This window comes from Kitasatospora sp. NPDC001159 (assembly GCF_053598235.1).
This window is the reverse complement of sequence record NZ_JBSFJV010000018.1, coordinates 50833-75363: the sequence shown is the minus strand read 5'-3', so window position 1 is coordinate 75363 and position 24531 is coordinate 50833. Positions and strand designations below refer to the sequence as shown.

General features: G+C 72.2%; 18 protein-coding genes. 8 read left to right on the top strand and 10 right to left on the bottom strand.

The window, feature by feature from the left end:
* Positions 1-4 precede the first annotated feature (4 nt).
* The 9 genes from ACWC9T_RS12325 to ACWC9T_RS12285 form a co-directional block, all read right to left on the bottom strand.
* On the bottom strand, positions 5-883 hold the full coding sequence (locus tag ACWC9T_RS12325) for a CDP-alcohol phosphatidyltransferase family protein (RefSeq protein WP_449820976.1): 879 nt from the start codon (positions 881-883) through the stop codon (positions 5-7).
* On the bottom strand, positions 870-1562 hold the full coding sequence (locus ACWC9T_RS12320) for a phosphatidylserine decarboxylase (protein ID WP_270143134.1): 693 nt from the start codon (positions 1560-1562) through the stop codon (positions 870-872). The genes ACWC9T_RS12325 and ACWC9T_RS12320 overlap by 14 nt, the downstream gene beginning before the upstream one ends.
* 508 nt (positions 1563-2070) lie before the next feature.
* A complete protein-coding gene (locus tag ACWC9T_RS12315) occupies positions 2071-3273 on the bottom strand; it encodes an acyl-CoA dehydrogenase family protein (RefSeq protein ID WP_449820975.1) in 1203 nt (400 codons plus the stop codon).
* 195 nt (positions 3274-3468) lie between these two features.
* Positions 3469-3972 (bottom strand): MaoC family dehydratase, encoded by a 504-nt coding sequence (locus tag ACWC9T_RS12310; RefSeq protein WP_396249312.1) that lies wholly within the window; start codon positions 3970-3972, stop codon positions 3469-3471.
* A gap of 11 nt (positions 3973-3983) precedes the next feature.
* Positions 3984-4961, bottom strand: coding sequence for an HpcH/HpaI aldolase/citrate lyase family protein (locus ACWC9T_RS12305; RefSeq protein ID WP_449820974.1), 978 nt, complete (start codon positions 4959-4961; stop codon positions 3984-3986).
* 43 nt (positions 4962-5004) lie between these two features.
* Entirely contained in the window at positions 5005-7035 is a 2031-nt protein-coding gene (locus tag ACWC9T_RS12300; protein ID WP_449820973.1) for a protein meaA, read from the bottom strand.
* Positions 7036-7045: 10 nt separating this feature from the next.
* Complete coding sequence (gene ccrA, locus ACWC9T_RS12295; protein WP_449820972.1) at positions 7046-8416, bottom strand: crotonyl-CoA carboxylase/reductase; 1371 nt, start codon at positions 8414-8416, stop codon at positions 7046-7048.
* A 368-nt stretch (positions 8417-8784) separates the two neighbouring features.
* On the bottom strand, positions 8785-9705 hold the full coding sequence (locus ACWC9T_RS12290) for a TetR family transcriptional regulator (protein ID WP_449820971.1): 921 nt from the start codon (positions 9703-9705) through the stop codon (positions 8785-8787).
* Between the two features lie 146 nt (positions 9706-9851).
* Complete coding sequence (locus tag ACWC9T_RS12285; RefSeq protein ID WP_449820970.1) at positions 9852-11627, bottom strand: 3-hydroxyacyl-CoA dehydrogenase family protein; 1776 nt, start codon at positions 11625-11627, stop codon at positions 9852-9854.
* A gap of 566 nt (positions 11628-12193) precedes the next feature.
* On the opposite strand from ACWC9T_RS12285, the gene ACWC9T_RS12280 reads away from it, so the two are divergent.
* From ACWC9T_RS12280 to ACWC9T_RS12260, 5 genes are all read left to right on the top strand, one after another.
* Entirely contained in the window at positions 12194-14905 is a 2712-nt protein-coding gene (locus ACWC9T_RS12280) for an MXAN_6230/SCO0854 family RING domain-containing protein (RefSeq protein WP_449820969.1), read from the top strand.
* A 76-nt stretch (positions 14906-14981) separates the two neighbouring features.
* Positions 14982-16424, top strand: coding sequence for a glutamine synthetase (locus ACWC9T_RS12275; RefSeq protein ID WP_449820968.1), 1443 nt, complete (start codon positions 14982-14984; stop codon positions 16422-16424).
* Positions 16425-16427: 3 nt separating this feature from the next.
* Positions 16428-17537 carry an amidohydrolase family protein gene (locus ACWC9T_RS12270; RefSeq protein WP_449820967.1) on the top strand — a complete coding sequence of 370 codons (1110 nt, stop codon included), beginning with the start codon at positions 16428-16430 and terminating at the stop codon, positions 17535-17537.
* A 229-nt stretch (positions 17538-17766) separates the two neighbouring features.
* Complete coding sequence (locus ACWC9T_RS12265; protein ID WP_449820966.1) at positions 17767-19251, top strand: S8 family peptidase; 1485 nt, start codon at positions 17767-17769, stop codon at positions 19249-19251.
* Positions 19252-19412: 161 nt separating this feature from the next.
* Complete coding sequence (locus ACWC9T_RS12260; protein WP_449820965.1) at positions 19413-19760, top strand: hypothetical protein; 348 nt, start codon at positions 19413-19415, stop codon at positions 19758-19760.
* 3 nt (positions 19761-19763) lie between these two features.
* On the opposite strand, the gene ACWC9T_RS12255 is transcribed toward ACWC9T_RS12260, so the two are convergent.
* Complete coding sequence (locus ACWC9T_RS12255) at positions 19764-20657, bottom strand: HipA family kinase (RefSeq protein ID WP_449820964.1); 894 nt, start codon at positions 20655-20657, stop codon at positions 19764-19766.
* Positions 20658-20758: 101 nt separating this feature from the next.
* On the opposite strand from ACWC9T_RS12255, the gene ACWC9T_RS12250 reads away from it, so the two are divergent.
* The 3 genes from ACWC9T_RS12250 to ACWC9T_RS12240 all read left to right on the top strand — a co-directional run bounded on the left by ACWC9T_RS12250 (position 20759) and on the right by ACWC9T_RS12240 (position 24528).
* Positions 20759-21199: an SRPBCC family protein gene (locus ACWC9T_RS12250; protein ID WP_396249324.1), complete on the top strand. Its 441-nt coding sequence runs from the start codon at positions 20759-20761 to the stop codon at positions 21197-21199.
* A gap of 259 nt (positions 21200-21458) precedes the next feature.
* Positions 21459-22613 carry a glycosyltransferase gene (locus ACWC9T_RS12245; RefSeq protein ID WP_449820963.1) on the top strand — a complete coding sequence of 385 codons (1155 nt, stop codon included), beginning with the start codon at positions 21459-21461 and terminating at the stop codon, positions 22611-22613.
* Positions 22614-23004: 391 nt separating this feature from the next.
* Positions 23005-24528 (top strand): exopolysaccharide biosynthesis polyprenyl glycosylphosphotransferase, encoded by a 1524-nt coding sequence (locus tag ACWC9T_RS12240; RefSeq protein ID WP_449820962.1) that lies wholly within the window; start codon positions 23005-23007, stop codon positions 24526-24528.
* Positions 24529-24531 lie beyond the last annotated feature (3 nt).

Sequence of the window (24531 nt, the reverse complement as noted above, 5' to 3'; positions counted from 1 at the left end):
AGACTCAGCCGAGCCGCGACTCCGCCCGCCGGGCGCGGACGTCGCCGACCTTCTGGCCGACCTTCCGCCGGATGACCAGCAACGGCGCCATCGCCGCGAGCGTGATCTGGGCGAAGGCACCCACGTGCATCAGGGTGTCACCGCCGGGCAGACCGGTGGCCCAGGCCGCCAGGCAGCCGATGGAGACGACGATCCAGCAGAGCGTGGCGGTGGCCAGCAGCCCCTGGGGCTTCGGGTACTCGATCCGGCTGACCATGAGGTACGCGGCGCCGAAGATGGCGAGCAGACCGGGCAGGAACGGCGGGTCGAGCAGCACGATGGCGATGACCGTCATCGCGCCCATCGGGCAGGGCATGCCCTGGAACACGCCCGGCCGCATCTTGACGGCCGAGAAGCGGGCCAGCCGCAGGACCACCGCCAGCAGCACGGTCAGCGCGATCAGCGCTGAGAGCTTGGTGTTGGAGCCCTGGGAGACCATGCCCCAGACCGCGACGAAGTAGGCCGGCGCGATGCCGAAGCTGATCAGGTCGGCCAGGTTGTCGAGTTCCGCTCCGAGGGCGGAGGAGCGGAGCTTCCGCGCCACCAGGCCGTCGAAGAGGTCGCACATCGAGCCGATCAGCAGCAGCGTCACCGCGGTGGCGGCGCTGTGCCGGTCCGGAGCGGCGTCCGGGTTGGTGATGTGCGGGACCAGGACCCCGGTGGTGATCGAGTAGATCGCCAGGAAGCCGCAGACGGCGTTCCCCAGGGTCAGGAAGTCGGCGGTGGACAGGTGCTGCGGAGAGCGCGGGGCACGCATCTCGCGGTCGCGCGCCCAGCGGCGACGGCGCAGGGCCGTCTCCTCGTCGTCCAGGCCGACGATTGTCTCAGGATCAGTCACGGTCAAGGCGCGTCACCCCGGCTGTGGTCTTCTGGCCGACCTCGACGCCGACCTCGACGCCGGCCGGCAGGTAGGTGTCGACCCGGGACCCGAACCGGATCAGGCCGATCCGGTCGCCCTGCTCGACCTTGGTTCCGGCGGCCACGTACGGCACGATGCGACGGGCCACGGCCCCCGCGATCTGCACCATCTCGATGTCGCCGAGCTCGGTGTCGAAGTGCCAGACGACCCGCTCGTTCTGGTCGCTGTCCTTGTTGAACGCCGGCACGAAGCCGCCCGCCACGTGCTCCACCGACGTCACCGTGCCCGGCAGGGGAGCGCGGTTGACGTGGACGTTGAGCGGGCTCATGAAGATCGCGACCCGGGTGCGGCCGTCCGGCCAGGCGTCGATGCTCTGCACCACGCCGTCGGCGGGGGAGATCACTCTGCCTGTGCCGATCTCACGCTCGGGGTCGCGGAAGAACCACAGCATGCCCGCGCTGAGCGCGCAGGCCGGAACCGCCGCCAGGGCCCACTTGCCGCTACGCCGGGTGAGGGCGGTGGTCACGGCTGCCGTGGCGAGGGTGGGGACGAACCAGGGGGTGGCTCCGCGCGCGATGGTCACGCGGGGTCGCCGACCGGCCGTCGGGGCTGCGAGGGCATCGCGGTCCGTGACGGAGGTGTGAGGGGACGGGCTGATGGGCATCGAAGACCTTTGTCGCGGGGGATCATGGCCGCTGGACGGGGGCCACCGCGGGATCGGTAATAGAGGGACGGCTTGCTGTCCCGGTGGATGCTATCGGGAGCACACGGTGGGTGGGCAACCCGCCTGCTCGTTCATGTGTCCGGTGGGAGCGCGTATGCGCATCCCACCTGTACGACCGTAGCTCGCCCCGGTCCGGTTCCCAAGGGACCGGACGCGGCTGGTGACTCTTGTCTCAGCAGGGGTGTGGGCGGAACCCGATGGGGGACAAGGGCCGTAGCGGTCGGAAGAGGGTGTACGGAAGCGGCCGCAGGGCGTGTTGCTGCAGCTGTACGCCCTGCGGCCGCTTTCCGGAGGGCCGTGCCGGACCCAGGCGGACCAGGCCGGGCCCGTGACGGGGCACGGCGCTCAGCCGGGACGGGCCCGCACGCCCGTCGACCGGCGGTTCGAGTGGGGCCGTCCGTCCGTCGCCGTCCGTCCAGGACGTCCGGCAACGAGGACGGCCCCGTGATCACTCGGCGATCCGGTACTCCTCCAGGAGCCGGCGTCCGACGATCATCTTCTGGATCTCCGCAGTTCCTTCACCGATGAGCAGCATCGGGGCCTCGCGGTAGAGGCGCTCGATCTCGTACTCCTTGGAGAAGCCGTAGCCGCCGTGGATGCGGAAGGCGTCCTCGACGACCTCCTTGCAGTACTCGGAGGCCAGGTACTTGGCCATGCCGGCCTCGAGGTCGTTGCGCTCGCCGCTGTCCTTCTTGCGGGCGGCCATCACCATCATCTGGTGGGCGGCCTCGACCTTGGTGGCCATCTCGGCGAGCTTGAACTGGATCGCCTGGTGCTCGGCGATCTTCTTGCCGAAGGTGGAGCGCTGCTGGGCGTAGGAGATGCCGAGCTCGAAGGCGCGGCGGGCGACGCCGCAGCCGCGGGCGGCGACGTTGACGCGGCCGACCTCGACGCCGTCCATCATCTGGTAGAAGCCGCGGCCCGGGACGCCGCCGAGGACACGGTCGGCCGGAATCCGCACGTCCTGCAGCACCAGCTCGGTGGTGTCGACGCCCTTGTAGCCCATCTTCTCGATCTTCCCGGGCACGGTGAGGCCGGGGACGGTCGGGTTCGGGCCGAAGCCGGCCGTCTTCTCGATCAGGAAGGTGGTCATGTTCTTGTACGGGGAGTTGCCGCCCTCGTCGGTCTTGCACAGGACCGCGACCAGGGTGGAGGTGCCGCCGTTGGTGAGCCACATCTTCTGGCCGTTCAGGACGTAGAACTCGCCGTCCTTGACGCCCTTGGTGGAGATGGCCGAAACGTCGGAGCCGAGGCCCGGCTCGGACATCGAGAAGGCGCCGCGGATTTCGCCGGCGGCCATCTTCGGCAGGAAGTAGTCCTTCTGCTCCTGGGTGCCGTGGGCGTTGATCATGTGCGCCACGATGAAGTGGGTGTTGACGATGCCGGAGACCGACATCCAACCGCGGGCGATCTCCTCGACCACCAGGGCGTAGGTGAGCAGGGACTCGCCGAGGCCGCCGTACTCCTCGGGGATGGTGAGGCCGAAGAGCCCGAGCTGCTTCATGCCCTCGACGATGGCGGTCGGGTACTCGTCCTTGTGCTCCAGCTCGGTCGCGACCGGAATGATCTCCTTGTCGACGAAATCCCGCACGGTGGCGAGGATGTCCCGCTGGATCTCGGTGAGGCCGTCGGTCTGTGCGAGGCGTCCCATCGTGCGGCTCCGGAAAGGTCTGAGGGGCTGGGGGAAGGTCTGCGGTCCCCGGAAAGGCCGGGGGGGGGGGATTGCCGGGGGCCCTGCAGGCGTGGCTGCGACAGCAGGGCCCCCGTCCGGGTGGGGGTCGGCCGATGACGGCGGCCTCCCCGTCCGGGGCCTATCTACAAGGAGGGGCTGGCTAGTGAGGAGGGGCTAGGCGAGGGGCTCGGGACGGCCGGGCTGCTCGCCGCCGCGCTCCTTGATGTACGTCGCGGTCGGCACCATCACCTTGCGGCGGAAGATGCAGACGACCGTGCCGTCCTGCTTGTACCCCTTGGTCTCGACGTAGACGATGCCCCGGTCGTCCTTGGACTTGGACGGCCACTTGTCGAGGACGGTGGTCTCGCCGTAGATGGTGTCGCCGTGGAAGGTCGGCGCGATGTGGCGCAGCGACTCGATCTCCAGGTTGGCGATCGCCTTGCCGGAGACGTCCGGGACGGACATGCCGAGCAGCAGCGAGTAGATGTAGTTGCCCACCACGACGTTCTTGCCGAAGTCCGTCGTCTTCTCCGCATAGTTGGTGTCCATGTGGAGCGGGTGGTGGTTCATGGTGAGCAGGCAGAAGAGGTGGTCGTCGTACTCGGTGACCGTCTTGCCGGGCCAGTGCTTATAGACCGCGCCGACCTCGAACTCCTCGTAGGTGCGTCCGAACTGCATGGCTCAGGCCCTCAGCTTTCCGGGATCTCGAACTTGGTGGTGCGCTGCATGCCCGCAGCCCGGCCCTTGCCCGCGATGACCAGGGCCATCTTGCGGCTGGCCTCGTCGATCATCTCGTCGCCGAGCATCGCGGAGCCCTTGGCGCCGCCCGCCTCGGAGGTGCAGTAGTCGTACGCGTCGAGGATCAGCTCGGCGTGGTCGTAGTCCTCCTGCGAGGGCGAGTAGATCTCGTTCGCGGCGGCGACCTGGTCCGGGTGCAGCACCCACTTGCCGTCGAAGCCGAGGGCGGCGGAGCGGCCGGCGACCTCGCGGTAGCCCGCCTGGTTGCGGATCTGCAGGTACGGGCCGTCGATCGCCTGCAGGTCGTTGGCGCGGGCGGCCATCAGGATGCGCATCAGGATGTAGTGGTAGGCGTCGGCCGGGTAGCCGGGCGGCTGCTCGCCGACCACCAGGGACTTCATGTTGATCGAGGCCATGAAGTCGGCGGGGCCGAAGATGATGGTCTCCAGCCGGGGCGAGGCCTCGGCGATGGCGTCGACGTTGATCAGGCCCTTGGCGTTCTCGATCTGCGCCTCGATGCCGATCTTGCCGACCTCGAAGCCCATGGTCTTCTCGATCTGAGTGAGCAGCAGGTCGAGCGCCTTGACCTGCTCGGCGTCCTGGACCTTGGGGAGCATGATGCAGTCCAGGTTGGGGCCGGCGCCCTCGACCACGGTGATCACGTCGCGGTAGGTCCAGTGGGTGGTCCAGTCGTTGACCCGGACGACCTTGGTCTTGTTGCCCCAGTCGCCGTTGTTGAGCGCGTCGACGATGTTGTGGCGGGCGCTCTCCTTGACCAGGGGGGCGCAGGCGTCCTCCAGGTCGAGGAAGACCTGGTCGGCCGGCAGGCCCTGGGCCTTCTCCAGGAAGCGCGGGTTGCTGCCCGGTACGGCGAGGCAGGAGCGGCGCGGGCGCAGGCGGTTGTTTGAGATGTCGCTGGCGTTGCTCATGAGGGTGGTTCAGTTCCTTCCCAGTGGTCAGCTGGTCAGCTGGTCAGTTCGTGGCCGCGGTCGGTGCGGACGGCCACGGCTGGAGCTTGTTGGCCAGCCGGATCTCGTCCACGATCCGGCCGATGATGGTCGTGATGCCGAAGTCCTTCGGGGTGAAGACGGCGGCGACGCCGGCGGCCTTGAGGGCCTCGCCGTCCGCTGCCGGGATGATGCCACCCACGATCACCGGGACATCCTCCACCCCGGCGCGGCGCAGCCGCTTCAGGACGTCGGGTACCAGCTCGGCGTGCGCGCCCGAGAGGATGGACAGGCCCACGCAGTGCACGTCCTCCGCGACGGCGGCGGAGACGATCTGCTCCGGGGTGAGGCGGATGCCCTGGTAGACCACCTCGAACCCGGCGTCGCGGGCCCGGACGGCGATCTGCTCGGCGCCGTTGGAGTGTCCGTCCAGGCCGGGCTTGCCGACCAGCAGGCGCAGCTTGCCGGCGCCCAGCTCCTCGGCGGTGGCGGCGACCGCGGCGCGGACCTGCTCCAGCTCCCCGCCGGGCTCGGCGGCCACGGCGACGGGCGCGCCGCCCACGCCGGTGGGGGCGCGGTACTCGCCGAAGACCCCGCGCAGGGCGAAGGACCACTCTCCGGTGGTGACGCCGGCGCGGGCGCAGGCGAGCGTGGCCGGCATCAGGTTGGCCTCGGTGGCGGCGACGGCCTTGAGCTCGGCCAGCGCCTCCTGGGCGGCGGCCTCGTCGCGCTGTCCGCGCCAGGCCTCCAGGGCGGCGAGCACGGAGCGCTCGGAGGCCGGGTCGACCACCATGATCGCGGTGTCCAGGTCGGCGGTGAGCGGGCTGGGCTCGGTGGTGTCGAAGCAGTTGACGCCGACGATCTTGTCCTCGCCGGACTCGATCCGGGCCCGGCGGGCGGCGTGCGAGGCGACCAGGTTGGACTTGAGGTAGCCGGACTCGACGGCCGGAATCACCCCACCCATCTCCAGCACCTTGGCGATCTCAGCCTCGGCACCGGCCAGCAGCTCGGCGGTCTTGGCCTCGATCACCTCGGAGCCGTTGAAGATGTCGCCGTACTCCAGCAGGTCCGACTCGTACGCCAGCACCTGCTGGATCCGCAGCGACCACTGCTGGTCCCACGGCCGGGGCAGGCCGAGCGCCTCGTTCCAGGCGGGCAGCTGGACGGCCCGGGCGCGGGCGTCCTTGGAGAGGGTGACGGCCAGCATCTCCAGGACGATCCGCTGGACGTTGTTCTCCGGCTGCGCCTCGGTCAGGCCGAGCGAGTTGACCTGGACGCCGTAGCGGAAGCGGCGCTGCCTGGGATCGGTGACGCCGTAGCGCTCCAGCGTGACCTTCTCCCAGAGCTGGGCGAAGGCGCGCATCTTGCACATCTCCTCGACGAAGCGCACGCCGGCGTTCACGAAGAAGGAGATCCGGGCGACCACGTCGCCCATCCGCTCGGCCGGCACCTGCCCGGAGTCGCGGACCGCGTCGAGCACCGAGATGGCGGTGCACATCGCGTAGGCGATCTCCTGGACGGGCGTGGCCCCGGCCTCCTGCAGGTGGTAGCTGCAGATGTTGATCGGGTTCCACTTGGGGATGTTGCCGACCGTGTAGGCGATCATGTCGGTGATCAGGCGCACCGACGGGCCGGGCGGGAAGACGTGCGTCCCGCGCGACAGGTACTCCTTGACGATGTCGTTCTGGGTGGTGCCGGTGAGCTTGGCGATGTCGGCGCCCTGCTCCTCGGCGACCACCTGGTAGAGCGCCAGCAGCCACATCGCGGTGGCGTTGATCGTCATGGAGGTGTTGGTCTGTTCGAGCGGGATGCCGTCGAACAGGGTGCGCATGTCGCCGACGTGACCGACCGGGACGCCGACCCGGCCCACCTCGCCGCGGGCGAGGATGTGGTCGGAGTCGTAGCCGGTCTGGGTCGGCAGGTCGAAGGCGACGGACAGGCCGGTCTGGCCCTTCGCCAGGTTCCGCCGGTAGAGCGCGTTGGAGTCGCTCGCGGTGGAGTGGCCGGCGTAGGTGCGCATCAGCCAGGGGCGGTCGCGCTTCTGAGGCTCGGTCATCGGAGGTGCCTCACACGTTCCGGCTGTGCTTGACGTTCCGCTCGTCAAGCTCGCGGAAGAGGTTGATGGCGTCGATGTGCTGGGCGCGGAACTCCTCGTCGCGCACGCCCAGGCCCTCCTCCGGGGCCAGGCAGAGCACGCCGACCTTGCCCTGGTGCTTGTTGTGGTGCACGTCGAGGGCGGCCTGGCCGGTCTCCTCCAGGGAGTAGACCTTCGACAGGGTCGGGTGGATCTTGCCCTTGGCGATCAGGCGGTTGGCCTCGAAGGCCTCGCGGTAGTTGGCGAAGTGCGAGCCGACGATCCGCTTGAGCGACATCCACAGGTAGCGGTTGTCGTACTGGTGCATGTAGCCGGAGGTGGAGGCGCAGGTGACGATGGTGCCGCCCTTGCGGGTGACGTACACCGAGGCGCCGAAGGTCTCGCGGCCCGGGTGCTCGAAGACGATGTCCACGTCCTCGCCGCCGGTGAACTCGCGGATCCTGGAGCCCAGGCGCTTCCACTCGCGCGGGTCCTGGTTGTTCTCGTCCTTCCAGAACCTGTAGCCCTCCGCCGAGCGGTCGATGATCGCCTCGGCGCCCATGGCGCGGCAGATCTCGGCCTTCTGGTCGTTGGAGACCACGCAGATCGGGGTGGCGCCGCCGGCCAGCGCGTACTGGGTGGCGTACGAGCCGAGGCCGCCGCTGGCGCCCCAGATCAGCACGTTGTCGCCCTGCTTCATGCCGGCGCCGTTGCGCGAGACCAGCTGGCGGTAGGCGGTGGAGTTGACCAGGCCCGGGGAGGCGGCCTCCTCCCAGGTGAGGTGCTTCGGCTTGGGCAGCAGCTGGTTGGTCTTCACCAGGGCGAGCTGGGCCAGGCCGCCGAAGTTGGTCTCGAAGCCCCAGATGCGCTGCTCCGGGTCCATCATGGTGTCGTTGTGGCCGTCCGGGGACTCCAGCTCGACCGAGAGGCAGTGCGCGACGACCTCGTCGCCGGGCTGCCAGGCGTTGACCCCGGCGCCGGTGCGCAGCACCACGCCCGCGAGGTCGGAGCCGACGACGTGGTACGGCAGGTCGTGGCGCTTGGTGAGCGGCGAGAGGCGGCCGTAGCGCTCCAGGAAGCCGAAGGTGGAGACCGGCTCGAAGATCGAGCTCCAGACGGTGTTGTAGTTCACCGCGCTGGCCATGACGGCGACCAGGGCCTCGCCGGGGCCCAGCTCGGGCAGGGCGACCTCGTCGAGGTGAAGGGACTTGCGGGGGTCCTTGTCGCGGCTGTCGAGGCCCGCGAACATCTGCTCCTCGTCCTTGTGGAGCGTGACTGCCCGGTAGGACTCGGGGAGCTTGATCGCCGCGAAGTCAGCCGACGTGGTGTCGGGGTTGAGGATCGCGTCGAGGATTTCCTGCATGGCTGCCTCCGAAGGCGTACCTGTGCGAGGGTCACAGGGCGTCTGGGGGAGCCGGGAGCGGACACCGGCTTCGCTGAGGTGGGTGGTTGGCGGTCAGGCTGTCGCCCGGTGGTGGTCCGGGCGGGGCTGGCACTGCTCCCGGGGTGTGGGAACGCCGGACGACGGCGCGCCGAGGTGGGGAGCCGCGGCGCCGCGACTGGTGGGTAACAAGGTAGTGGCACCCTGTGCCACTCGTAAAGACACCGGGTGTCAGGAATTCCGATGCTCTGGAAAGGTGCGAAACGCGCGTAGTGCGGGTACGCGAAGGGCCCGCGCCGACTGTTCGGCGCGGGCCCTCGACATGCCTTTGACCTGCGTGAATATCCGCCTTAGGCGTCCCGGGCGCCACTCAGTGCAGCCCGGATGCTGTCCACCACGACATCCAGTGGAGCGTCCGTCCGGGCGACTGTGATGAGCACCTCACCTCTGGGGCTGGCACTCAGTGCGCTCTCCGCCACCATGCCCCCTGGGGTCTCACTGGCACCCGGTGCCACTACCGAGCCCCGGCGTCTGGCACCCGGCGCGCTGGCGGCCCAGAAGGTTCGCCGGATCACCTCGAAGGAGTGGTCCAGCTGCGCCTCCACGTCGCCCCGGCCGCCGGCCCGCAGCCAGCGCCGCAGCACGTGGTTGTGCGCCGCGACGACCGCCGCCGCCGACACCTCGGCCAGCATCGAGTCGTCCTCGCCGCCGCGCTGCCAGCCGGACGGGATGGACTCGCCGGTGTCGAAGCGGCCCAGCAGGTAGCGGGTGAACAGCCGCTCGTACCGGGCCACCACGGCGATCTCGCGCTCGCGTAGCGCCGGGACCTGACGGATCAGCTGGTACCGCGCGACGGACACCCCCGGGGTGGAGGCGTACATCCGCAGCACCTCCTTGATGCCCCGGCACACCACGTCCAGCGGGTGCTCCTCCGGCTCGGCGCTGGCCAGCAGGTCGGCCACCCGGACGAGCGTGTCGTCGTGGTCCGGGAAGATCGCCTCCTCCTTGGACCGGAAGTACCGGAAGAAGGTGCGCCGGGCCACCCCGGCGGCCGCCGCGATCTGGTCGACCGTGGTCTCCTCGTAGCCCTGCGAGGCGAACAGCTCCATCGCGGCCGCGGCCAGGTCCTGGCGCATCTGCTGGCGCTGCGCAGCCGCCCGGCGGCTGCCCGGCCCGCTGTCCGGCCCGGTGCCCCCGGCCGAGGGGGCCGTCCGGTCGGTGCCGCGCGGTGCGGCGGATTGCTGCGGGGAGGCTGACTGAACCCGATCCATGTCCGGAACGCTACACGCCCCCGGCGGCGGGGCGGCGGCCCTTCCCCGGCGCACCGGCGGGACCGGGCCGGTCACGGCCGGTCCCGGCCAGCGCGCGGACACCGCCCCCGAGGTCCAGCCGGGGCGGGCGGCGGGCGACGGCGTGGTCACCGGCGGGCGTGGTCGCGGAAGCCGCGGCCGGTCTTGCGACCCAGGCAGCCGGCCGCGACCAGGTGCTCCAGCAGCGGCGCCGCGGCCAGGCCCGGCTCGCGGAACTCCTGGTGCAGCACCTGCTCGATGGCCAGCGACACGTCCAGGCCGACCACGTCCAGCAGCTCGAACGGGCCCATCGGGTAGCCGCAGCCCAGCTTCATCGCGGTGTCGATGTCGTCCACCGTCGCGTAGTGCTCCTGGAGCATCCGCACCGCGTCGTTCAGGTACGGGAACAGCAGCGCGTTCACGATGAAGCCGGCCCGGTCGCCGCACTCCACCGGGTGCTTGCGGACCTTGGCGGTCAGCTCCAGCACCGTCGCGGTGACGTCCGGGGCGGTCAGCACGGTGGAGACCACCTCGACCAGCTTCATGGCCGGGGCCGGGTTGAAGAAGTGCATGCCGATCACGTCCTGCGGCCGCGAGGTGGCGGTCGCGCAGCTGATCACCGGAAGCGAGGAGGTGGTGGTGGCGAGCACCGCGCCCGGGCGGACGATCTTGTCCAGGGTGGCGAACAGCTCCCGCTTGACCGCCAGGTCCTCGGCGACCGCCTCGATCACCAGGTCCACGTCCGCCAGCTCGGTGTACTGGCCGACCGGGGTGACCAGCTCCAGCGCGGCGTCCCGCTGCTCGGCGGACAGCCGGCCCTTGGCGACCGAGCGCTCCAGCGACCTGGCCAACTGCGCCTTGGCCCTGTCGGCCTTCTCCTGGCTGCGGGCGGCCAGCAGCACCGGGTGCCCGGCCTTGGCGAAGACCTCGGCGATGCCGGCGGCCATCGTCCCCGACCCGCAGACGCCGACGGTGTTGACGGTTCGGCCGGGCACCTTCGGCTCGGCCGGACCGGTCGCGGCGTCCACCGGCTTGGACGAGCCCGGCGCCTCGTAGGTGTAGAAGCCGCGCCCGGACTTGCGGCCCAGCAGCCCGGCCGCGACCAGCTGGCCGAGGATCGGCGCGGGCGCGTGCAGCCGGTCGCGGGACTGCTCGTACATCGCCTCCAGCACGGTGCGCGCGGTGTCGATGCCGATCAGGTCGAGCAGCGCCAGCGGGCCCATCGGCAGACCGCAGCCGAGCCGCATCGCGGCGTCGATGTCCTCGCGCGAGGCGTACTTGGACTCGTACATCGCCGCGGCCTGGTTCAGGTACGCGAACAGCAGGCCGTTCACCACGAAGCCGGCCCGGTCGCCGGCTGCCACCGGTTCCTTGCCGAGGTCGCGGGCGAAGGCGGCGGCGTCCTCGGCGGTCTGCGGGGAGGTCAGCACGGTGCGGACCACCTCGACCAGCTTCATGGTGTGCACCGGGTTGAAGAAGTGCATGCCCAGCACCCGCTCCGGGCGGGCGGTCGCGGCGGCGATCCGGGTCACCGACAGCGCGGTGGTGCCGGTGGCCAGCACGGTGCCTTCCGGGCAGATCCGGTCCAGCTCGGCGAAGATCTCCCGCTTCAGCTCCAGTTGCTCGGGCACCTCCTCGATCACCAGGTCCGCCTCGGCGGCGGCCGCCAGCGCGTGCCCGACCGAGATCCGGCCCAGCAGCGCGGTGCGCTCCCCGGCGGTGATCCGCTCCCGGTCGACCGCGTGCGCGGTCGCCGCCTCGATCCGGGCCAGCGCCCGGGCGGCCGAGTCCTCGGTCGCCTCGATGCCGATCACCCGACGGCCGCTCCTGGCGACCGCCACCGCGACGCCGGCACCCATCGTGCCGAGGCCGACGACGGCGACGGTGGGGAAGGGACGCTCCATGTCCTGACTCCTAGTCATGAAGGGCCCGCGCGTGCTCCGGCGGGCACGCCGCCGCACCGACGGTGACGGGGCGGCCGCCGCCGGAGGAGGGTTCACGCGCGGGGGCTGGGGAGATGACGGGTTCCGGCAGCACCCGGGTGGCGGCCGGTCCGCTCCGGCCGAACTGCGGGGTGTGCCGTGGTACTCAGGCGCTCGAAGGTGAAGGAAGCGACCCTGATACGAGGAGGAAGCCCGGCCAGCCGCCGTTCGCGGCACCGGCCGGTGAAAGCGCACCGTGCGCCCGCCGCAGACGCGGCGACCGCGACCCCGCCGGTGCGGCTCCCGAAGCCCGGCGGTGATGCGTGTCCGGTCACTGTAGCGAAGCTACTCGCCGGTAGGAAGGGGGGTGTCGGCGGAAAACCGTTCGGGGACCGGGCCTGGCCCCCGCTAGGGTGATCGATGCGGGGGCGGCTCCGCGGCGTGCTTCCTTCTCCTCATCTTTCAAATGAACCGAGCGCGCCCACTCTCCGCCCCCGCTTCGTCGTATCCATCGGGGGACGTCGAGGGACGTCGGGGGACAGAGCGCAGTGAAGAAGCAGAACGCCGCGGCCACCGGCACCGGACTGGACGACTACCTGCTGCGCCGTCACGGCGTGGTCGTGGTCCCGGACGGAGCCGCGCCCGGGGAGCCGGACCCGTGGACGGCCAAGGGCCTGATCGCACTGGAAACCGACCTGGCCCAGCGCGGACACGTCCTGACCCGCGACCTGCGCACCGCACTCGGCCGGCTGCGCCCGGCGGACCTCGCCGACGCCGGCACCCGGCTGCTGAGGGGCATCGACGCCCTGCTCGGCAGCAACCGCCGACACACCCCGCTGTTCCGCCGCTTCCCCGAGGGCGTGCCCTCGCACGCCCACGCCGACTACTCCGCACTGATCCGCGGCTACCTGCTCTGCCAGCCCGGCCAGCTCTGCCTGGTCTGCGAGCGCAGCAGCCTGGAGGCCGGGATCGGCGCCCTCGCCCCCTGCGCCCACCTGCTGTGCGGCGACTGCTACCAGGACCTGGCCGAGCACGGCGGCCCGCGCCGCTGCCCGCTCTGCCGCACCCCGCTGGACCGCGAGCACCACCTCGCCCTCGACACCAAGGCCGCCCGCAAAGCCGCCCGCGACCTCCCCTCCGGCGGACTGCTCAAGCCGCTGCGCCTGGCCGAGCTCGGCGACCCGGCCGAACTCGCCGGCACCGCGCTGGCCGCCCTGCTCGCCCGGCAGACCCCGCTGAACCCGCAGGAGCGCGAGGACCTCGCCCTGCTGCTCGACCACGCCCCGGCCGACCCGGCCGCCTGGCTGCCCGAGACCATCCCGGTCCGGGAAAGCCGCGCCACCGCACTGGCCGCCCTGCTGCGCCGCGACCCGGAGCACACCCGCCCGCTGCTCGCCGCCCACCTCACCACCGCCACCGACGTACTGCGACTGATCTGGGCCTGGTCCGGCGCCGAACCCGACCTGCTGCCCGAGACCGCCCGCGGGCTGCGGCTGCGGGGCCTGCCCCGCCCGCTGCGCCGCGAACTCCTCGCGGTCCTGGACGCGTTCCCGGTCGGCACCCTCGCCGAGGACCTGCGTCGCCACCGGCAGGCCTGGCTGCGGGCCGGCGAACTGCTGCACCCGTACGAGCACCGCGCCCGCTTCCCGTACGCGGCGGCCGCCTTCGCCGTCGTCCGGCAGAGCGACCTCGACCTGCACGGCCTCGGCCCGCAGCTGCGCGAGGCGCCCGCCCCGCTGCGGGTGCGCGAGACGCCCGGCGGCCACACCCGGCTGACCGTGGAGACCTTCGCCGCCCGGGTCGAGCACACCCTCGAACAGGGCGACCTGCCCGCCGCCGTGCGGCTGCTGGCCCGCCGACCCGGCGAACTGGTGCGCCGACTGCACCACCTGTTGCGGGTGCACGCCACCTGGTTCCCCGGCGAGCCGCTGCCCGCCGAACTTGCCGGAGCACTGCCGGGGGCGCTGCGCGCGGTCGCTCCGGGCCCGCTGCTCGGCGCGTACGGACGGCTGCGCGCGCCGCGCGAAATCGGCGAGCGACGGCTGTACTTCCCGCGCGGCCGGGTCGCCTCGGCGCACTCCCGCTTCGACTGGGGCACGCCCGTCCCGGACCGGCTGAGCGCGCCGGTCTGCGCCCTGATCGAGGCCGAACTGCTGCGCCGGGCCGGGCAGTCGGCGGCCGCTTCCGGGCGCTACGAGGTGGCCGTACTGGACGCCGCCCTCGCCGACCTGGTGGTCCCGTTCGCCGAGCGGGCCAGTTCCAAGACCCTGGTCGCGGTGCCGCGCGGCAGCGTGCAGGGGCTCCCGGACGGGCAGCACCTGCGACTGTTCGTGCACTGGATGCAGCGCCCGCACCAGCGGGTGGACCTCGACCTGTCGGTCGCCTTCTACGACGAGGAATGGCAGTTCACCGGCCTGTGCGACTACACCCGGCTGGTGCTCGGCCCGCGTGCCGCCGTCCACTCCGGCGACTTCACGACCGCCCCGCCGCCGCACGGCGCCACCGAGTTCGTCGACCTGGACCTGCGGGCGCTGGGCAAGGCCCGCGCCCGGTACGCCGTGGTGGTGGTGTTCGGCTACAACGACATCCCCTTCGACGACCTCACCGACGCGTTCGCCGGCTTCATGACCCTGACGCCCTCCGAGGCGGCCCGGCAGCGCACGGGCAGCTTCCACCCCAGGAGCGTCCGCCAGCGGCTGGACCTGGCCGGGGACGCCCGGATCTGCGTGCCGATGATCGTCGACCTCCAGACCCGCAGCTACACCTGGACCGACCTCAACGTCGGCTCCGGCGCCGGATTCCACAACCTCTACCGTCACCACACCGCGATCGGCTCGCTGGCCCACTCGGTGACCACCCACTTCGCCGCGGGCACCCGTGCCACCCTGTGGGACCTCGGCTGCGCCGTCGCGGCGGCCGGCACCGACGAGGTGTGGGTCCGCGACCGCACCGGCCGCGGACTGGGCCGCTACCGCCGGGGCGCGGACGAGCCGGTGGCCGCCTTCGCCGAGCGGCTGCGCGGGCGGTACGAGAGCGACCACCGCACCGAGCAGCCGGCCGACGACACCGCTCGGCTGATCGCCGAACGCCTCGCCGGCACGCGGGCGTTCGCGGCCCTGGTGCACGCCGACACGCCCGTTCCGGAGGGGGCGAGCGGGACGCTGTACCGGCTCTACCCGGGCCCGCTGGACGCAGCCCCGGACGCCCTGGAGCGGATCACGGCGGGGGAGCTGGTCGCCCGCTTCGCCCCGAACGGGTGAACGGGCGGACGGCCGTCCGTTTCGACCACTCGATAGGGGACTTACGGAAGCCCAATTGGCGGGGCAGCATGATGACATGAGCATCGGAACCGCCATGGCCCAGGCCGCCGACCCCGACGAGCGGCCCGACTACGGCACCCTCGCGGCCGCCGTCGCGCTGTCCCCGCGGGCCGAGCGCGCCCAGCGGGCCGAGGAGGCCACCGACCGGCTGCGCACCGCCGCCGTCGAGGCGGTGGCCGTCACCTGGGTGGACAACGCGGGCATCACCCGGGTCAAGGCCGTGCCGCTCAGCGGCCTGGTGCACGCGGCCGAGTGGGGCATCGGCGTCGCGCCCTGCTTCGACGTGTTCCTCGCCGACGACGCCATCACCACCAGCCCGATCATCGGCGGCCCCACCGGCGACCTGAGGCTCTACCCCGACGTCGACCGGATCGTCCCGTTGGCCGCCCAGCCCGGCTGGGCCTGGGCCCCGGGGGACCGCCACACCCAGGCCGACGGTCCGCACCCCGGCTGCCAGCGGCTGTTCGCCCGCCGGATGGAGGCCGCCGCGGCCGCGCGTGGGCTGAGCCTCAAGGCCGGCATCGAGGTCGAGTGGGTGGTCGCGCTGGAGGGCCCGCCGCAGGAGGCGCCGCAGTACCCGACGTACGGCCCGGCCTACGGGATGCACCGGCTCACCGACCTCTCCGACTACCTGCGGGACGTCCTGCGCGCCCTCGGCGAGCAGGGGTTGAGCGTGCTGCAGATCCACCCCGAGTACTCCCCGGGGCAGTTCGAGGTCTCGGTCGCCCCCGAGGGCCCGGTCGGCGCCGCCGACACCGCCGTGCTGGTCCGGCACACCGTCCGGGCCGTCTCCGCCAAGCACGGCCTGCGGGTCTCCTTCGCCCCCGTGGTCGAGCCCGACGGGGTCGGCAACGGCGGGCACCTGCACCTCAGCCTCTGGCGGGACGGCCGCAACCTCGGCCACGGCGGCCCCGGGCCGCACGGCCTGACCACCGAGGCCGAGGGCTTCCTCGCCGGGGTGCTCGACGCGCTGCCCGCACTGCTGGTGCTGGGCTGCTCCAGCCCGGCCGGGTACCTGCGTCTGGTGCCCCAGCACTGGGCCGGCGCCTACCAGTGCTGGGGCCTGGAGAACCGGGAGGCCGCGATGCGCCTGGTCACCGGCTCCACCGGGGAGCGCGCCGCCGCCGCGAACGCCGAGGTCAAGTGCTTCGACGCGAGCGCCAATCCGTACCTCGCGGTCGGCGCGGTGCTCGCCGCCGGCTTCGCCGGGCTGGAGCAACGCCGCGCGCTACCGCCGGAGTTCACCGGGGATCCGGCCACCGTCGAGCCCGGCACGGTGCCCCGGCTGCCGCAGAGCCCGGCCGAGGCGATCGCCGCCTACGAGCGCTCGGCGGTGCTGCGCGAGGCGCTCGGCGATCCGCTGTACCAGGCGGTGCTGGCGGTGCGCCGGGCCGAGGCCGAGCAGTACGCGGTCGTCGGGCCCGAGGAGCTGATCGCGGCCACCCGCTGGCGGTACTGACCGGTGGCCCGGCCGGCGCTGGTCGACCACCACTGCCACAGCGTGGTGGCGGCCGAGCTCGCCGACGACGCCCTGGCCGGGCTGCTCACCGAGTCCGACCGCCCGCCCGCGCCCGGCTGTTCGCCCTTCGACAGTGCGCTCGGCCTGGCGGTGCGGCGCTGGTGCCCGCCCGCGCTCGGCCTGCCCGCGCACACCCCGGCCGCCGACTACCTGGCCCGCCGGCGCGAGCTGGGCGCGGCCGAGGCCACCCGTCGGCTGCTCGCGGCCGCCGGGCTGGACACCTGCCTGGTGGACACCGGGCTGACCGCCGCGGCCGGCCACGAGCTGCTGCCGCTGACCGAACTCGCCGAGGCCGCCGGGGCGGTGGTGCGCGAGGTGGTCCGGCTGGAGACGGTCGCCGAGGCGGTCACGGCCGGCGCCGAGGACTGGCCGGCGGCCGTCGGCGAGGCGCTCGCCGCGGCTGCCACCGGGGCGGTCGCGATGAAGTCGGTGCTCGCCTACCGGCACGGCCTGGCGGCCCCGGCCGAACGGCCCGCGCGCACCGCCGTGGTGGCCGCCGCCGGAGCCTGGCTGCACGGCGGACGCGGCCGGCTGACCGACCCGCTGCTGCTGCACCACCTGCTCTGGACGGCCGTGGACGTCTGCGCCGAGCTCGGCCTGCCGATCCAACTCCACACCGGCTTCGGCGATCCCGACCTCACCCTGCACCGCGCAGACCCGTCCCTGCTGACCGACTTCGTCCGCGCCGCCGAGCCGAGCGGCGTCCCGCTGGTGCTGCTGCACGCCTACCCGTACCACCGGCAGGCCGCCTGGCTGGCCCAGGCCTTCCCGACGGTGTACACCGACCTCGGGCTGACCGCGTCCTACACCGGGCCGCGGGTGGCGGCCGTCCTCGGCGAGATGCTGGAACTGGCGCCGTTCGGCAAATTGCTGTTCTCCACCGACGCCTACGGGCTGCCCGAACTGTTCCTGGTGGGCGCCGCTCAGTTCCGGCACGGACTGGGCGCCCTGCTGGCCGACTGGCAGGCGGACGGGGCCTGTTCGGCCGCGGACGGGCAGCGTCTGGCGCGGATGATCGCCGCCGGGAACGCCCGTCGACTGTACGCGCTCTGATGTAGGCGCTCGAGTCCGTCGGCTCGTCAGCGAACCATCACTTTTTAACAATCTTTGCCTCTGTTGCCCTTGTTGAGCTGCGGACTCGTAACCTCCGGTGTTGGTTGAGATGTGACGATTAGATGACTACCTCTTGCGCATATCAGCGAATATTCATTAACGTCCGGTCATTCCCAGCGCACCTGCCACACCGCAGCTGCCGCATGACGACTCGGGAGGGCCAACCCCAATGAGAGTTCCTCGGATCAGTCGGACCCGGTACGCGGCGGTGGGCGTCGTGCTCGCCACCGCCGGCGCCCTCGCGCTGCCGGCCGGCACCGCCGTCGCGGCGCCCACCGGCGACTCGACGACCGGTCCGCTGCTCAGCTACGTCGTCAACACCAAGGCCAACCACGGCCAGGTGCAGAAGGTCGAGAAGGCCGTCACCGGCCTCGGCGGCACCGTGGTCCAGTCGTACGAGCAGATCGGCGTCGTGATCGCCCGCTCGAACGACACCAAGTTCGCGGAGAAGCTGCGTCTGGCCAAGGGCGTCGACTCCGTCGGTGCCAGCCGCACCAAGGGCATCACCGCCTCCGACCAGGGCAAGGCCGACGTCGCCGCCGAGCCCACCGGCACCGCCGCCGACGGTCAGGAGCCGTACGAGGCCAACCAGTGGGACATGCGCCAGATCGGTGTCGACAAGGCGCACAAGATCTCGCTCGGCAGCCGCAACGTCACCGTCGGCGTGCTGGACTCCGGCATCGACGCCACCCACGAGGACCTGGCCGCCAACGTCGACGCCTCGCAGTCGGTCTCCTGCATCGACGGCAAGACGAACACCGACTGGAAGGCCTGGCAGCCCACCACCAGCGACCACGGCACCCACGTGGCCGGCACCATCGCCGCCGCCAAGAACGGCAAGGGCATCGTCGGTATCGCCCCGAACGTGAAGCTGGCCGCGGTCAAGGTCGTCGACGACGCCGGCATGATCTACCCGGAGAACGCGGTCTGCGGCTTCGTCTGGGCCGGCGAGCACGGCTTCAAGGTGACGAACAACAGCTACTACGTCGACCCGTGGATGTTCAACTGCCAGAACGACCAGGACCAGGCGGCGATCACGGCCGCCGTCCGTAAGGCCGTCGCGTTCTCGCAGCGCAAGGGCGTCCTCAACGTCGCCGCCGCGGGCAACGAGAACATCGACCTGGCGCACAAGACCACCGACGTCTCCAGCCCGGACGACACCACCCCCGGCACCCGCCCGGTCACCAACGACTGCCTGTCGCTGCCGACCGAGCTGCCCGGCGTCATCGCGGTCTCCGCGGTGGGTGTCAACGGCGATAAGTCGTACTACTCCAGCTACGGCAAGGGCGTCGTGACCGTCGCCGCGCCGGGTGGTGACAAGCGCTACCAGATCCCGAACACCCCGGACAAGGACGGCCGCATCCTGTCCACCATCCCGGGCAACAAGTACGGCTACATGCAGGGCACCTCGATGGCCACCCCGCACACCACCGGTGTGGTCGCGCTGCTGGCCTCCACCTTCCCGTGGGCCAGCCCGGACGAGCTGACCGAGATGCTGACCAGCCAGGCCGAGTCCCACCCGTGCCCGACCGGCGAGTTCAACCCGGGCGGCACCGGCCAGTGGAAGGCCACCTGTGAGGGCGGCGCGGACGACAACGGCTTCTACGGCGCGGGCGTCATCAACGCCGAGAAGGCGGTCCAGTGGTGGCGCTGAGGCGCTGACCACCATGCGCTGAGCACTGAACGCTGAGCTGGGGAGCGGGGCCCATGGTCCCGCTCCCCAGTCGCGTTTGAGTACCCGTACTCAGGCCGCCGCCCCACCCGCGGAACAGGATGGATCCGTCACCACCGGAGCCACCCATGGAGTTGAGCGGCATGGCAGAGACCGTCCCCGGACCGCAGGCCCCCGTCCGTCCCGCCGCCGACCGGCACCGGCTGGTGCTGGCACTCGGCGTCGGGCTGCTGCTGCTCGCGGTCCCGATGCTCGCGCCGATCGCCGAAATCACGTTCATGGCCGTGATGTTCGGGCTCGCCGGGATGCTCCCGGCGTTGCTCTTCGCGCCGATAGCCGCCGCGGGCCCGCTGCTCGGGCTGGGTCTCGCGACCCTGATCGCGCGGGTGCAGGAGTTCCGCAAGGACATCGGGTTCGCGGTGAAGAGCTTCGGCCTGCTGGTCGGCACCTCTGTCGAGTACTTCGTCTGGATCCGACCCCTCGGGTCTTAGCCGTCACTCGAAGTGGTGCTCCCGGACCGTCTCCACCGACGGCTTGCCGTGCAGGTCCGGCACCTCCCGCAGCCAGGCCGGGCGCCCGGCCCGGGTGCGGGCCACCCGCCGCCGCTCCGCCTCGCGCAGCTGCTCGGGGGTGGCGAAGCCCTCCGGCAGCCACTGCTCGGAGAGCACCACCCGGGCGGCCAGATGGGTGACGTAGGCGTGCCGGACGGCGTCCACCGAGTCGAAGCCGGGCTCGTCGGCCAGCCACTGGTCCGGGGCCAGCGCCAGCACCTCCTCCAGCAGCTCCACGGTGACCAGCGGTCCGAGGTCCTCGTCGGCCAGCCGGACGTCCGGGGCCGAGCCGCCGAGCGCGTGGGCGCTGAGGTCGTACCGCTTGCCGACCGAGGCCTCCGCGGTGGCCCAGCGGTGGTGGAAGACCAGCGCGGCGCCGTTGTCGATCAGCCAGAGCCGCTTGTGCCAGACCACCAGGTTGGGGTTGTGCACGGTCCGGTCGACGTTGCCGGTGAGCGCGTCCAGCCAGACCACCCGACCGGCCTCGACGGAGTCCACCGGGATCGTCCCCGGCCGGAAGTCCGTCGCGCCGGGCAGCAGGTCCATCCCGAGGTTGAGGCCCCCGCTGGCCTTGAGCATGTCCTGGATCTCGGCGTCGGGCTCGTCCGCGGCCACCGCCGGGTCGAAGTCCACCAGACGCAGCTCCGGCACCCGCATTCCGAGCCGCCGGGCCAGCTCGCCGACGATCACCTCGGCCACCAGCGCCTTGCGGCCCTGGGCGGCGCCGGTGAACTTGACCACGTACGTTCCCAGGTCGTCGGTCTCCACCACACCGGGCACCGAGCCGCCGGCCCGCAGTGGGTCCACGTAGCGCAGTGCAGTCACCAGATCGAGCACACCGGCCACCCTATCCCGCCGCGTCGCGGCCGCGCCCCTGTGATTGGCTTGCCGGTGAGCGGTACGGACAGCGGTACCCACCACACGAGGAGAGCAAGGTCATGGGACAGGTGCAGGCCACCACCGAGCGGGTCTACGACGCGGCCCCCGAGCGGGTGTACGAGGCGCTGGCCGACTACCAGGTGACCCGCCCGAAGCTGCTGCCCGCGCAGTACAGCGAGTACGAGGTCCGGGTCGGCGGAAACGGCGCCGGCACCCAGGTGCACTGGAAGCTGCAGGCCACCGAGAAGCGGGTGCGCGACTGCCTGTTCACCGTCTCGGCGCCCAAGCCCGACCAACTGGTGGAGAAGGACGCCAACTCCAGCATGGTGATCACCTGGACGGTCGCGGCCGCCGGCGAGGGCCGCACCAAGGTCACCGTGACCGCCACCTGGCAGGGCGCGACCGGCATCGGCGGATTCTTCGAGCGCACCTTCGCCCCCAAGGGCCTGAACCGGATCCACGACCAGGTGCTGGCCAACCTGGCCGCCGAGGTCCGCTGAGCCCCTCCGGAACCCCGATCGGAACCCCGATCGGAACCCCGACCGGAACCCCGACCGGAACCCCGATCGGAATCCGACGAAACCGCGGCGGAACCCGGCGGAACTCCGGCGGTTTCGGTAAAGCAGGTAAATCGCCCGGAATTCCGGGCGGTTCGCCCACCCGTACGAGCCGAAAGCCGTACGGGTGGACGGCCCTCCACCTGCGGGTGACGGGGGCCGCCCGACGCGGGGGAGCCATCCTAGGCTCGCCGCCGTGCATATGACGATCCTTCACGTTTCGCAGCCGGTGGACGGCGGAGTCGCCCGCGTCGTCGTCGATCTGGTCCGGGGGCAGCGCGAGGCCGGGCACCGGGTGCTGGTCGCCTGCCCGCGCGGCGGCCGACTGGCCGAGGAGGCCACCGCGGTCGGAGCGCTGGTCCGGGACTGGCCCGCCGAACGCTCGCCCGGCCCGTCCACCGCCGCCGAGGCCTGGCGGCTGCGCCGGATCGTCCGGGCCGCCGCGCCCGACGTGGTCCACCTGCACAGCGCCAAGGCCGGACTGGCCGGCCGGCTGGCCGTGCGCGGCGCGGTGCCCACCGTCTTCCAGCCGCACGCCTGGTCCTTCGCCGCCGTGGACGGCGTGCTGGCCGCCGCCACCCTGCGCTGGGAGCGCTTCGCGACCCGCTGGGCGCACCGGCTGCTGTGCGTCAGCGTCCAGGAACGGGCGGACGGCGTGGCCGCCGGAGTGCACGCGGACTGGGCGGTGGTGCCCAACGGCGTGGACGTGCGCCACTACGCGCCCGCCGACCGCCGGGCCGCCCGGATCGCGCTCGGCCTGGACCTGGACTCCCCGCTCGCGGTCTGCGTCGGGCGGCTGTGCCGGCAGAAGGGCCAGGACGTGCTGATGGCCGCCTGGCCGGAGGTGCTGCGCCGGGTGCCGCAGGCCCGGCTGGCGCTGGTCGGCGGAGGACCGGACGCGCAGCGGATCGCGGAGCTGGTCCGGGGGACGGCCGAGCCGTCCCGGGTCCGGCTGGTCGGGGACGTGCCGGACCCGCGCGCGTGGCTGACGGCGGCCGACCTGGTGGTGCTCCCCTCGCGCTGGGAGGGCATGGCGCTGGCACCGCTGGAGGCGATGGCGACCGCCCGTCCGGTGCTGCTGACCGATGTGCCGGGCGCGCGCGAGTGCTTGCCGCAGTCGGTGCGGGCGCAGGCCGTCGTGCCACCGGAGGACGTGACCGCGCTCGCCACCCGAATGGCGGAAATGCTGTCCGATCCGATCGAGTGCGAGCGGCGCGGTGCCCGTCTGCGTGACCACGCGGTCGCCCGGCACGACGTCCGCACCGTGGTCGAACAGGTGGACGTCCTGTACCGCCACCTGCTGGGTGCCGGTCCGGCTGCCGGGTGCCGCCGGGCCCGTGTCCCAGAGCGGATCTAATCGTTTCACATGCAGTGAATGCCCGCCGATCAGGCGCTGTCGTATTCGCATCCTCAACCGGATATGAGGCGAGGCGTCAAATCCGAAATACCTATCAATGGGCGGCTGGAATGACACGGCAAGTCAATTTCCGGCCTGCATCGTCCGGTTTGGTATTGTCTGATTTTTCCTTCTTCGTTTCGATATCCCGCAGATTCGCGCCTGAGCCCATCGCGACCGTGTCCCGTGCGACCGGCCGTTCCGCGATCGGCCCCGACGCGGGAGAACCGAAAGCCGCCAGCGATAGCAGGCGCTGTCAGGACCGTGCCCACCGGGCCGGGACGGCCGCTCCACGCCTATCGGTGCCGGGGCACCGTCACCCCGGGCACACAGCAGGGGAGTTCGTGCGCTGATGACCATTGACCACGACAGTGTGCCGCGATCCGGCGGGATCCTGCCCGGCCCGCGCCGACCCACCACCGGGCTGCTCGACCGACCTGCCGGATCGGCGTACACCCGGGTGGTGCCGCCGCCCCGCCGACACCGCAGGGCGATCCGCTCCCGGCTCGCCCTGCCGCTCGCGCTGGTCCAGGTCGACGCGATCGCGCTGTGCACCGCCACCGGCATGGCCAACCGGGCCGTCGACCCGACCGTGCCGCTCACCCCGTTCCTCGGCGTCACGGCCGTCCTGCCGCTGCTCCTGCTGCTCAACCTGGCCGGCGGCCTCTACCGCTCCCGGCTCACCCTGTCCGTCCTGGACGAGCTGCCCGCACTGGCAGTCCGCGCCGTGGTCGCCACCGCCTTCGCGGTCACCCTGGCCGGCTGCCTGGATGGGCGCTGGCCCGACTGCGGCCCCGCCACCCCGGTCCGGCTCACCGTCCTGCTCGGCGCCCAGCTGCCGATCACCGCCGCCGGCAGGGCCGTCCTCTACCGCCTGGTCCGGCGGGTCCGCCGCGGCCGCCCCAGTCCGGCCCTGGTGCTCGGCGCCGGCCGGCTCGGCCGCAAGGTCGCCGCCGTACTCGCCGTGCACGGCGAGTACGGGATGCGCCCGGTCGGCTTCCTGGACGCCGATCCGCTGCTGCTGGCCGGCGACACCGACCTGCCCGTCCTCGGCGGCCGCGAGGTGCTGGAGCGCGAGGTCCGCCGGCACCGGGTCCAGCACGTGATCGCCACCGCCGGCGCCGCCGACGAGGCCGAGACCGCCGCCGCCCTGCGCGACGCCGCCCGGCTCGGCTGCCAGGTCTGGCTCGTTCCCGCCCTGCGCGAGTACGGCTCGCTGCCCATCGCCCCGATCTCCGGCGGCGACCACCTGTGGGGCTTCCCCTGCCTGCGGGTCGGCCGCCCGGCGATGGGTCGCCCCGGCTGGGCCGCCAAGCGCGCCCTGGACGTCACCGCGGCCGCCCTCGGCCTGCTGGTGCTCGCCCCCGTCCTGGCGCTCTGCGCCCTCGCCGTCCGCTTCGACACCGGCCCCGGCGTGCTCTTCCGCCAGCAGCGCACCGGGCTGGACGGGCGGGTCTTCACCGTCCTCAAGTTCCGCACCCTGCGCCCCAGCAACGAGCACGAGTCGGCGACCCGTTGGAACATCTCCCAGGACCACCGGATGGGCGCCGTCGGCCGCCTGCTGCGCAGGAGCTCGCTGGACGAGCTGCCGCAGCTGTTGAACGTGCTGCGCGGCGACATGAGCCTGGTCGGCCCGCGCCCCGAACGCCCGTACTTCGTCATGCGGTTCAGCCAGGCCTACCCCGAGTACGCCGACCGCCACCGCGTGCCGGTCGGCCTCACCGGCCTCGCCCAGGTCAACGGCCTGCGCGGGGACACCTCGATCGAGGACCGGGCCCGCTTCGACAACCGCTACATCGAGAGCTGGAGCCTCTGGCAGGACGTCAAGATCCTGTGCCGTACCGCGGCCCTGATGCTCCACCCGGACGGGAGCTGACCC

What these genes read in the sequence shown, in the direction of transcription:
- ACWC9T_RS12320 (WP_270143134.1), bottom strand. Translation starts at nt 1,562, where the DNA reads ATGCCCATCAGCCCGTCCCCTCACACCTCCGTCACGGACCGCGATGCC.
- ACWC9T_RS12315 (WP_449820975.1), bottom strand. Translation starts at nt 3,273, where the DNA reads ATGGGACGCCTCGCACAGACCGACGGCCTCACCGAGATCCAGCGGGAC.
- ACWC9T_RS12310 (WP_396249312.1), bottom strand. Translation starts at nt 3,972, where the DNA reads ATGCAGTTCGGACGCACCTACGAGGAGTTCGAGGTCGGCGCGGTCTAT.
- ACWC9T_RS12305 (WP_449820974.1), bottom strand. Translation starts at nt 4,961, where the DNA reads ATGAGCAACGCCAGCGACATCTCAAACAACCGCCTGCGCCCGCGCCGC.
- ACWC9T_RS12300 (WP_449820973.1), bottom strand. Translation starts at nt 7,035, where the DNA reads ATGACCGAGCCTCAGAAGCGCGACCGCCCCTGGCTGATGCGCACCTAC.
- ccrA (WP_449820972.1), bottom strand. Translation starts at nt 8,416, where the DNA reads ATGCAGGAAATCCTCGACGCGATCCTCAACCCCGACACCACGTCGGCT.
- ACWC9T_RS12290 (WP_449820971.1), bottom strand. Translation starts at nt 9,705, where the DNA reads ATGGATCGGGTTCAGTCAGCCTCCCCGCAGCAATCCGCCGCACCGCGC.
- ACWC9T_RS12285 (WP_449820970.1), bottom strand. Translation starts at nt 11,627, where the DNA reads ATGGAGCGTCCCTTCCCCACCGTCGCCGTCGTCGGCCTCGGCACGATG.
- ACWC9T_RS12275 (WP_449820968.1), top strand. Translation starts at nt 14,982, where the DNA reads ATGAGCATCGGAACCGCCATGGCCCAGGCCGCCGACCCCGACGAGCGG.
- ACWC9T_RS12265 (WP_449820966.1), top strand. Translation starts at nt 17,767, where the DNA reads ATGAGAGTTCCTCGGATCAGTCGGACCCGGTACGCGGCGGTGGGCGTC.
- ACWC9T_RS12260 (WP_449820965.1), top strand. Translation starts at nt 19,413, where the DNA reads ATGGCAGAGACCGTCCCCGGACCGCAGGCCCCCGTCCGTCCCGCCGCC.
- ACWC9T_RS12250 (WP_396249324.1), top strand. Translation starts at nt 20,759, where the DNA reads ATGGGACAGGTGCAGGCCACCACCGAGCGGGTCTACGACGCGGCCCCC.
- ACWC9T_RS12245 (WP_449820963.1), top strand. Translation starts at nt 21,459, where the DNA reads ATGACGATCCTTCACGTTTCGCAGCCGGTGGACGGCGGAGTCGCCCGC.
- ACWC9T_RS12240 (WP_449820962.1), top strand. Translation starts at nt 23,005, where the DNA reads ATGACCATTGACCACGACAGTGTGCCGCGATCCGGCGGGATCCTGCCC.